Source organism: Flavobacterium sp. W22_SRS_FK3 (assembly GCF_052113665.1).
Classification (GTDB): domain Bacteria; phylum Bacteroidota; class Bacteroidia; order Flavobacteriales; family Flavobacteriaceae; genus Flavobacterium.
This window is the reverse complement of the sequence record NZ_JBGQOF010000042.1, coordinates 1-10,745: the sequence shown is the minus strand read 5'-3', so window position 1 is coordinate 10,745 and position 10,745 is coordinate 1. Positions and strand designations below refer to the sequence as shown.

At 35.7% G+C, this 10,745-nt stretch carries 6 protein-coding genes; 4 read left to right on the top strand and 2 right to left on the bottom strand.

What is annotated here, in order from left to right; genetic code table 11:
* Nucleotides 1-303: T9SS sorting signal type C domain-containing protein (locus ACEN2I_RS19650; RefSeq protein ID WP_441767785.1), on the top strand; the 303-nt coding region annotated here is incomplete at its 5' end.
* A gap of 75 nt (nt 304-378) precedes the next feature.
* On the opposite strand, the gene ACEN2I_RS19645 is transcribed toward ACEN2I_RS19650, so the two are convergent.
* Nucleotides 379-843, bottom strand: coding sequence for a regulatory protein RecX (locus tag ACEN2I_RS19645; protein ID WP_441767784.1), 465 nt, complete (start codon nt 841-843; stop codon nt 379-381).
* 332 nt (nt 844-1,175) lie between these two features.
* Between ACEN2I_RS19645 and ACEN2I_RS19640 the strand changes: the two genes are divergently transcribed.
* Entirely contained in the window at nt 1,176-4,745 is a 3,570-nt protein-coding gene (locus tag ACEN2I_RS19640) for a glycine-rich domain-containing protein (protein WP_441767783.1), read from the top strand.
* Nucleotides 4,746-4,936: 191 nt separating this feature from the next.
* Nucleotides 4,937-5,755: a T9SS sorting signal type C domain-containing protein gene (locus ACEN2I_RS19635; RefSeq protein WP_441767782.1), complete on the top strand. Its 819-nt coding sequence runs from the start codon at nt 4,937-4,939 to the stop codon at nt 5,753-5,755.
* Nucleotides 5,756-5,802: 47 nt separating this feature from the next.
* Here ACEN2I_RS19635 and ACEN2I_RS19630 read toward each other — a convergent pair whose 3' ends face one another.
* Nucleotides 5,803-6,117: a transposase gene (locus tag ACEN2I_RS19630; protein WP_441767786.1), complete on the bottom strand. Its 315-nt coding sequence runs from the start codon at nt 6,115-6,117 to the stop codon at nt 5,803-5,805.
* A 428-nt stretch (nt 6,118-6,545) separates the two neighbouring features.
* Here ACEN2I_RS19630 and ACEN2I_RS19625 point away from each other — a divergent pair.
* Nucleotides 6,546-10,745 (top strand): beta strand repeat-containing protein (locus ACEN2I_RS19625; RefSeq protein WP_441767781.1); only part of this gene is annotated, 4,200 nt, incomplete at its 3' end.

The following is a 10,745-nucleotide window of genomic DNA, read 5'->3' as shown; positions in this document are numbered from 1 at the left end:
ACCTTCAATAATCGTTTTGTATTAAAATATACCAATAAAACATTAGGTACAGGAGATTTTGAAACAACAGAGGATGCCGTTTCAGTTGTAATTCAGAATAAAAACATTACCGTAAATTCGACTGTAGAGAACATTGAGGACGTGTTTATTTACGATCTTTCTGGAAAATACTTGTACAAGAAAGAGAGTGTGAATAATCTTGAGCTGGTAATGCAGAACCTTCCCTTTGCCCAACAGGTTTTATTGGTCAAAGTAGTTCTGGAGAATGGTACAACTACAACCAAAAAAGTGATCTTTAAATAAATAAAATAACAGGACAATAATTAAAAAATCCGATGGCGAAAGTTGTCGGATTTTTTTGTAGAGTTGTCTTATGAATTAATGCTCCAATAGCTCCAGTTCTTTTACCTTATTATAAACCAAATTACTTTCATACCCCCTTCGAAGTAAATAATCACAGAATTTCTTCCTTTTTTTCATTGTATTTCGTTCTATTAAATTTTCCCAGCATCTTTCAGAGAGTTGATCAAATGTTGTTTCGTATTCTTCTATTGTAATTTCTTTTAGAGCAAGGTTAATATTGGTTACAGAAATATGCCTGATTTTAAGTTCATTTACAATTCTAATTTTTCCCCAATGTTTAATTCGATGTTTGCCGCGGGCAAAGTTACAGGCGAAGCGCGTTTCGTTTAAAAAATTGTCTTCAATGAGTTTAACAATAATAATGTCTATCTCGTCGGGAGACATTTTTAAAGAATATAATTTTGCCACTACTTCATCATGACAACGTTCCTGATAGGCACAAAAATGTTCTAGTTTTTGTAGTGCTTCTTTAATAGTCATAAGTAAAGTTTACTAAAGTGAGATAATTTAAATAGGAACAAATGTAAAATTTTAAAAAGGCTATTACAATTAAACTTTTATGGAATATGCTTAAATAGTGATAAAATTTTACAAAATTTTACAAAAATTAACATAAAAAAATATTTTTATTTTTTAAATTTGAAATACCCCACATGTAAACACTTTAATTACAGGTGTTTAAAAGAATGTTTTTTTTTGAGAAAAAGTGCTTACTCAAGGCTAATCTCTTATTCTGAAAGGTCACTTTTTCAATACCACTCATAGATATTACCAAGACTTAATTGATTTTTTAATCTTTAAACTCTTCTATTATGAGACTAAAATCACCTTTTTTGTTATTTTTTGTTTTTTCTTCTTCTATGTGGGCTCAAACCACTCTTACTTTTTCAACACCAACTACCAGTACTTTTAAGGTTCCTGCCGGTGTTACTTCATTAAATGTTGAATGCTGGGGAGGCGGTGGCTCCGGTGGTGGAGTTTATAACCTTGTTTCACTCTTTGGCGGAGGTGGAGGTGGAGGAGGAGCCTATAGTAAAGTTCCAACATTTGTTGTAACTCCAGGTGCAGTATTAAATTATAAAGTTGGTAATGGAGGAATTGGTGTCAATGGAGCTGATGGACTTACTGGGGAGACAACAAATTTTTCTACTGTAAATGCACTTGGAGGAGTTGGAGGCAAAAATGGTAATTCAGGTAATGGAGCTGGAGGAGCTGGAGGAATTGCTTCAACAGGAACAGGCACATTCTATTCAGGAGGAGCTGGCGCATTAGCAAGAACGATTTTAGTAACAGTATTATCTTCTGGCGGCGGAGGGGGTAGTGCTGGTACAGCAGCAAATGGGAATAATGCTTCAACAAATTTATTAAATGCAAATGGAGGTGCCGCAGTTACGGGTGGTGGTGCAGGAGCTAGTGGAATGACATTAATTGGTGGTGGTAATGGAAATACTGGTAGTTCACCGGGCGGTGGAGGCGGTGGAGCATTAGGGTTATTAAATTCTAATTTTAAAGGAGGAAATGGAGGAAAAGGTCAAATAAAAGTGACTTATACCTGTCCTACTTATGCACTTACAGCAGCTACTACAGCAGTTGATGTCTGTACAGCAATAGGATCAACTTCAGTAGTAACATTAACTGGTGGTTCATCTTTGCCAAATGGAGATTATGTTGTAACGTATAATCGCAGCAGTCCAAGTTTAAACGGAACAGGATTAACAGCTCCTATGTCCGTTACTGGTGGAACCGGAATAGGGACTTTTACAGCAGAGGGATTAACTGCTTTAGGTCCAAGTACAATAACGGTTACCAATCTTACCTCAGAATCTTGTACCAATACTATAAGTACAAATAATACTGCAACAATCACCGTTTCTTCTGCAAGTGTGGGTGGAACTGTTACAGGAACAAGTTCTGTCTGTAGCGGAAGTACAAGTGGTCTGCTCACTTTATCGGGTTATACGGGAACAATAACCGAATGGCAACAAGGGAATGATTTGTTTGGTTTAATTGTATGGGAAACTATTAATCATACGAGTTCAACATATACTTCTGAACCTTTAACAGAAACTACATATTTTAGAGCTCAAATAAAAAATGGTCCTTGTAGTGCCGTTTTTTCTACAACATTTGAGGTAATAGTCAACCCTTTACCCGAAATTCTAACTGATGGTTTAATGCCTGATGTCTGTTTTAATGGAAGTGCTCAACAAATGGCTGAATTGGCTTATATATCTACAAACAATGACCCCACAAGTTACAGCATTTCGTGGAGTGCCGATGGAAATCTTGCAGGGTTAGCAAATCAGCCTAATACCCCATTTGCATTTTCAAGTGGTGGAGGAAATATGAATACAATTGTCATTCCTGCAGGAGTAGCTGCAAATACTTATTTTGGTATAATGACTATTTATAATGCAAATTGTTCCGTAACGCAGCCTGTACATATTACTATCGTACCCGCACCTTCGGCACCAATATCTGGAACGGTTACAGAACCTACATGTGCTAACCCAACAGGAAGTGTAATACTAAGCGGTTTGCCCGCTTCGACACCATCAAATGTTGATATTGTTATTGTACAGACAGGTACCGTATTCGCAAATTATACGATACCACCAACAGCAACTTATGCCATTTCAGGTCTTGCACCCGGAAATTATGACTTTACTGTTGAATATACAGGAAGTTGTACATCGCCTTCTGTGAATGTTGTAGTTAATAATCTCGTTACCAATACATATAATCTTGTTGGAGGCTGGTCAAACGGGACACCAACTATTAATCAGAATTTGGTTTTTGCTTCACCATTAACTACAGCTGGTGGAGGTGCGGGGAATATAACGGGCTGTAGTTGTAAAGTAAATTCAGGTATTAATGTTGTCATTAATAGCGATGATACTTTGACCATACACAATGAAGTTGTTAATAGCGGAGGAAGCTTAACTTTTGAAAATAATGCGAGTCTGGTACAAAATAATCCTGATTCTACCAACTCTGGAGATATTATTTACAAAAGAACTTCAACTCCAATGAAGAACTTCGATTTTACCTATTGGTCATCACCAGTGTCAGGTCAAACTTTATTTGAATTATCTCCTAATACACTGTGGGACAAATATCTTTCTTTTACCGGAACAGTTTGGCGTGAAGAACAATATGGTACAGCGGTTATGACTCCGGGCATTGGATATATTATCAGAACTCCAAAGGCAGGAACCTGGCCAAATGGTGAGGTTGTGGCTTTTCCTTATTCACAGAAGGTTGAGTTTATTGGAGTTCCTAACAACGGCAATATATCAGGACAGTCTGTGACAGCCGGAAATTATTATTTAATTGGTAATCCGTATCCTTCTGCTATTAGTGCTGATGCTTTTTTGTTTTCAAATCCTAATCCTAATAATAGTGCAGTTTTAGATGGAACTATTTATTTCTGGACCCATAATACTCCTTTAAAGATTATAGGCTCTCAAGAAGCATATTCTTCGGGCGATTATGCTTCTTACAATGGAGTTGGGGGAACAGCAACCTTATCTGCATCATCTGGTGGAGCTTTGCCATCAGGCAACATTGCTGCAGGGCAGTCATTTTTTGCCTTAGCCAATGCAGACGGTACGGTTATATTTAATAATGAAATGAGAATAAACAGTGATAATAGCCAGTTTTTTAAACCGGTAAAAACAAAAAAAACAGCTCTTTTAGAAAAACATCGTTTATGGCTTAATATGACTAACAAAGGAGGTGCTTTTAAACAACTATTAATTGGTTATATAGAAGGAGCAACAAATGGATACGACAGTGATTTTGACGGAATAACTTTTGATGGAAATGCTTATATCGATTTTTACAGTATTAATTTGGGTAGTAATCTTGTTATTCAGGGTCGTGCACTGCCTTTTAATAATTCTGATACAGTGTCCCTGGGTTATCGTACCATTATAGCAGGCGATTTTACAATTTCGATTGATCAGGCCGATGGAATGCTTAGTAGTCAGCCCGTGTATCTAGAGGATAAACTGACTAACACGATTAATGATTTAAGTCAAAGCGACTATACTTTTACAACCGTAGCAGGTGTTTTTAACAATAGATTTATGCTGAGATATACCAATACAACATTAGCTGCTGAGCATTTTGAACATGCCAATAATGATGTTTTGGTTTGGACTGATAATAATATTTTAAAACTTAAGTCTCATAGAGAAAATATTAACAAGGTGTTCATTTATGATATTTCAGGAAAATTAGTTTATAGTGATTCTGAAATTTCATCTCCCGATGTTATAATTCGTAATCTCAAATTAAAAAATGAAGTGTTAGTTTTAAAAATTATTTTAGCAGACACTCATTTAATAACAAAAAAAGTTACAGCAATTACAGAATAGTTTTACAATTGTTTACACTATAGCAATAAAGCGATTTTCAAGCTGTGTATTTCATCGATTTTTTCATGCATTTAAGCGATTATTGAAGTAAAAATTAGTACCTTAATTGTGTTCTTTGATTAAGAAACTAAGGAATTTATAACCTTACTTTTTTGTTAATCCCGAATTATTTAATTTAATATCAAATTGAGATGAAAAAGATCTTTACAACAGTAAGCATATTTATGATTTTTATATGCTCATTTGGACAATCAGCAACGAATGTATTTAATAATACAATTAGCGTATCGGGCAATGACAATCAGTTTAAAACAGCAAAACCCAGTTTGCTGGAAAAACATCGTATTTGGCTTAATATGGCTAATACAGGAGGTGCATTTAAGCAGTTATTAATTGGTTATATTGAAGGGGCGACCAATGGATATGACACAGATTTTGACGGAATATCTTTAGATGCGAATTCCTACATCGATTTTTATAGTATTAATTTGGGAACCAATCTCGTTATTCAGGGACGCGCATTGCCCTTTTCTAATTCAGACGAAGTACCTTTAGGATATCGTACAATTTTATCAGGCGAATTTACAATCTCTATAGAAAATACAGATGGTATGCTTTCCAATCAGGCTGTTTATCTTGAAGACAAATTAACTAACACCCTTCATGATTTAAGACAAAATGGATATACTTTTACTACTGACATTGGTGTTTTTAACGATAGATTTGTATTAAAATATACGAATATAACATTGGGTGATGATGATTTTGAGATTGTAAATTCTGCCGTTTCTATTGGAATTAATAATCAAATAATTTCAATAAATTCAGCAGTGGAAAATATTGATAAAATCTTTATTTATGATGTTTTAGGCAAAGAATTATCAAATAATAGAGATATTAGAGATACACAGATATTAATTCAGGATTTGCATTTGACCCAACAGATTTTATTAGTAAAAGTCTTTTTAGAAAATGGAAAAACGATTACTAAAAAGGCACTGTTTAAATAAAATAAAAGAATAAGTGAAAAGAGGCTGTCCGAAAAGGGCAGCTTTTTTTATGCAGCAAATTTCAGGAATCGATTTTGAGTTGGTTCATTTATAAAAAAGCATGCTATTACGGTTTTAAAAAGGTAAATTTTAACTTCTACAACTCTATTTCGAACTCGCACAGAAAATTCTATATGAGTCTTGTGCTTTTTATTATTATTTGCGACCATTTTTCGAAAATTGTGTCCGATAGCCATCAATATAAATTCCATTTCTACTTTATCTAAGCCTTTGAAAGTAAATCGATTAAATTTGTTGTTGCTTTTTAGCTGTCCAAAGACGGCTTCAACTTCTAGGACATCCTCTTCTTTTTGGAGTTGAATAAATATTCATGAGAATACATTAAATTTTGGAGCAGATTAAAGTTTATTTATTAATTGAGATATTTTTAAAATTACTATTTTTATGAACTTAATGTAAGATTTTATGTGTAAATATTATTTTTGTTTAAAAAAACGTCTTTTAATCGTTTTTTTATTGCATTTTATCGAATATTTTAATTTTTGTTAAAAAAACCATTAAGAACTATTATTTTTGTTCTTTAAATTAGCCCCAAATTAATTTAATTTTTCGTTTTTTATCTTGGTGTTTTGATTATAAATCAGAATATCAAAAAATTAGAACTATATTTACATATCAATGTAGATTAGTTTTGGGGGCTAATAAATCATTATTTAGCAAGTAGTGATAAGTAAGAAGATCAATTTAATAGAAAAATAAGTTGCTTTTTAAATTTAACCCCTCCCCAAACATGATTAAAAAACTACTATTTCTTTCCCGTTTATTTTTTTCAAAACAAAATCAAAAAGCTCCAGAAATCATAGCAACAAAATTATTTGGCAATACTGCTAAATTGGTTTGTTTTGCTTTTTTTGCATTTCAAATGGGTTTCGGACAATCGTGTAATGTTGTAACCAATTCTACTTTTACAGGTAATGCAAATGGCTGGACGTTTTCAGGATCAGGTACAGGTTGGTATTATGAATCCAATTGGGCACCAAATGAAATATATATTGAAAAAGATGGAGCAACTGATCAATCATTAAAGCAAAATTTAACAGGACTAATAGGTAACTCTTTAAGTCTTACTTTTAAAATTAAAGGGCAAAATGCAAATCGTTTGTCAAGCTGTCCAACAACTGCTACACTTGTCATAAAATTAAGAGGTGTTACTTACATGACAATTACAAACGGACCTAGTAATTCTCAAATAACTACAGGTAATATTGCCACCTCAAACGGAGCTACTTATACTCAATCTGGATTTCCCTTAACAGTTGGTGGTGCAACCTCAGCTATATCTTTAACACAAGGAACTATAACACTGACAATTCCGTGGGTTCCTGCAACTGCTACATCAGCTGACTTAGAGTTTTTAGCTACAACTTCAAATACTGCTAGCGGATCTTGTCTTGCCTGGGGCGGAGACGACTGGTTTTTGGATGATATTATGCTTTATGCATCAAACCCTACTGCTTATAATATGACAGGTACAAGTGTTTGCGCAGGAAGCACAACTACAGTAGGATTGTCAAATTCTCAATTAGGGGTAAATTATCAGTTAATGCGTAATGGTTCTACAGCTGTAGGAAGCCCTGTGTCAGGTACAGGATCAGCTATTTCTTTTGGTAGTCAAAGTATTACAGGTGTTTATACGGCAGTAGCGACTGCTGGAAATACGAATTGTGCGACACCAATGAACGGTAGTGTTTCTATTAATCCCAATCCTACATTAACAGGTGCAGCACAACCTGCAGCACAACCTGCTGTGTGTGAAGGTTCTGCTGCGACAATTAATCTAACAGGGTTATTGCCAAATACTACTTCTACAATTAACTATACAATTAATGGGATTGCACAAACAGCAATTACAGGTGTTATTTCTAATGCCTCTGGCGCAGGAAGTTTTACGACAACAGCATTAACAATTGCGAATAATGGTCAGATACTCCAAATAACAGGAGTTACTAATACAAGTGCAACTCCTAACTGTACAACTAGTTTTGCCAGAAATGTAACCCTTGCAGTTAATTCTACACCAACATTAACCGGAGCAGTACAGTCATCTACGGTATGTGCTGGATCGGGTGCAACAATTACTCTGTCAGGTTTACTGGCGAGTAGTACTTCAACAATAAATTATACAATTAATGGTATTGCACAGGCAGCTATATCAGGAGTTGTTGCTAATAGTTCAGGAATCGCAAGTTTCATTTCATCAGCATTAACAGCTCCAAATCATGGTCAAATATTGCAAATTACAGGTGTTACTACCACAAGTGCAACTCCAAGTTGTTCCGCTAGTTTTACTCAAAATGTAACTTTGACTGTAAACCCAAGTTTACCAGTTTCTGTAAGTATTGCTGCTTCACCAGCTGGGGCAATTTGTACGGGAACTTCTGTTACTTTCACTGCTACACCAACAAATGGAGGTACAGCGCCAGTCTATCAATGGAGAGTAAATGGAGGAATTGTTGGGACGAATTCACCTACATATAGCAATGCCTCTTTGGCAGATAGTAATACCGTAACTTGTACTATTACTTCAAATGCGACTACATGTTTGTCGGGAAATCCGGCAACATCGAATACTATAACAATGATTGTAAATACAAGTTTATCTGCAGCAACAATAACCCCCAATACAGCACAAAGTTTCTGTCCTTCTGCATCAGGGAGCACGCTAACCCTAACTCCAACAGGAGGAGGCGTAACGACATATCAATGGGGTTTTCGAACAGTTTCAGGTGGTACTGTCACACCAATATCAGGCGCAACTGCATCTACATATACACCTGCATTTACAGATTTAGGCTCCGGAACTAAATATATAGTTTGTACCACTACCCCAACTTGTGGAAGCGTTAGGATTTCTAATGAAGTTACAATATCTATTACCGGACCAACGGCAACTGGAGTAAGTATTTGTGTAGGGGGGTCAGGATCTTTGAGTTCTTCGTATAGCTGTACAGCTACAGGTGTTCAAACAGCCACAGGTTCAGGAGGTGTTTCTAATACCACAGCGTACGGTGGAAGTGGAAACACAAACATTTCTATAAACTTTCCAGCATTACCTGTTGGAGCTGTTGTGACTACTATTTCGACAACTATTACTTATACATCGAACAATCCTTCATATACTAATGAATTGCGTATTCAAGCAACTCCACCTGTTTCATTAGGAGGAGTTCAAACTGATTTAGAAGCTCCTTCTACCTCGTCATCTCCAGGAACTATTACAAATGGAGCATTTGGAACATGGGGAACTGCAAATCCTGCAGGAACTTGGTTATTTAGATTTAGAGAAACTTATGATGATAATGGTGTTGATGCAAATATTTCAAATATAAGTATTATAGTAAATTATACTATACCAGGAACTTTAGATTGGTACACGGTTGCAACTGGAGGAACTATTGTGGAGTCTGGGAATACTTTTAATCCGATTAATGATCCACAAGTGATTGCTCAAGGAGGAAAATACTCTTCTTTAAGCAATACTAATACTCCAGATACGTATACTTTTTATGCAGCATGTCCTTCGAATCCAAACTGTCGTACACCAGTTAATTTTGTAATTAATGCAAAACCAACAGTAACATTTGACGCTCAGCCAGGGGCAACTGCTTGTGTCAATACTGATGTTGCTTACACTACACAGCCAGGTCAGTCTAACTATATTTGGGGAATCCCGGGAGTTTTAAACACAAATTACAGTATTACTTCAGGAGGTACTTTTACTGATAATTCAGTAACATTAAAATGGTTAACCACAGGAAGTAGAACAGTTACTATAAATTATACTAATCCAGCAGGATGTTCAGCAAATACAGCAACTTCTTCTACAACTACGATGGTAAATGCCAATGCAAGTCTTGCATCAGTAACGGGAGCAGCTTCCATCTGTATTGGAGGAGCTGCAACTCAATATGTAGCAAATACTGTAGTTTTAGGAGGAGGTACAGGAACATGGAGCAGTAGTAATACAGCTGTGGCAACAGTCGATCCTTCCGGAAAGGTTACAGGTGTTTCAGCCGGAACCACTAATATTACTTATACAATAACAGGAGGTTGTAGCGGAACAAAAAGTGCATTCAGATCCATAACGGTTAATCCTAATTTGTTAGCAATTGTAAGTATTTCAGCTTCTCCAGCAGGAGCAATATGTTCAGGTACAAATGTTACTTTTACTGCTACTGCAACAAACGGAGGTTCTCCAGCTTATCAATGGAAAGTCAATGGAGTTGATGCAGGAACGAATTCTTCAACATTTGCAACAACTACTTTAGCAAATTCTGATGTCGTTACAGTTGTGATGACATCAAATGCTACTCCATGTTTAACAGGAAGTCCCGCTACATCAAATAGTTTAACAATGACTGTCAATCCAACACCAACAGCACCAACAGTAGGTACAACAACCCATATCAGTTGTACTGCTAATACAGGAAGCGTAGTTTTAGGAAATTTACCAACTGGTAATTGGACAATTAATCAAACAGGTAGCGCAACGGCAAGTTATAGTAATACAATTGCCAATACAACAAGTACAACGATCTCAGGATTAGCAGCGGGTAGTTACACATTTACAGTAACGAATGCCAGTGGATGTCCTTCACCGGCATCAACTACAGTCACTATTTTAGATAATTCGAATACATGGAATGGGAGTAGTTGGAGTAAGGGAGTACAACCAGATGCTTCTATGAATGTTATAATTGCTTCTGTAACACCAAGTTCTCCTTTCACAGTAGACTTAGTAGGTTGCGCTTTGACAATTAATAGCGGTGTGGTTGCAACAGTTCCATCCGGAATAACATTAACTATTACAAATGAAGTTACGGTTAATGGTTCTTTAACATTTGAAAACAATTCCAGTTTGGTGCAAATCAATGATGTAAACAATAACTCAGGTCCTATAACCTACAAGCGAAATTCCCAGCCTATGAAG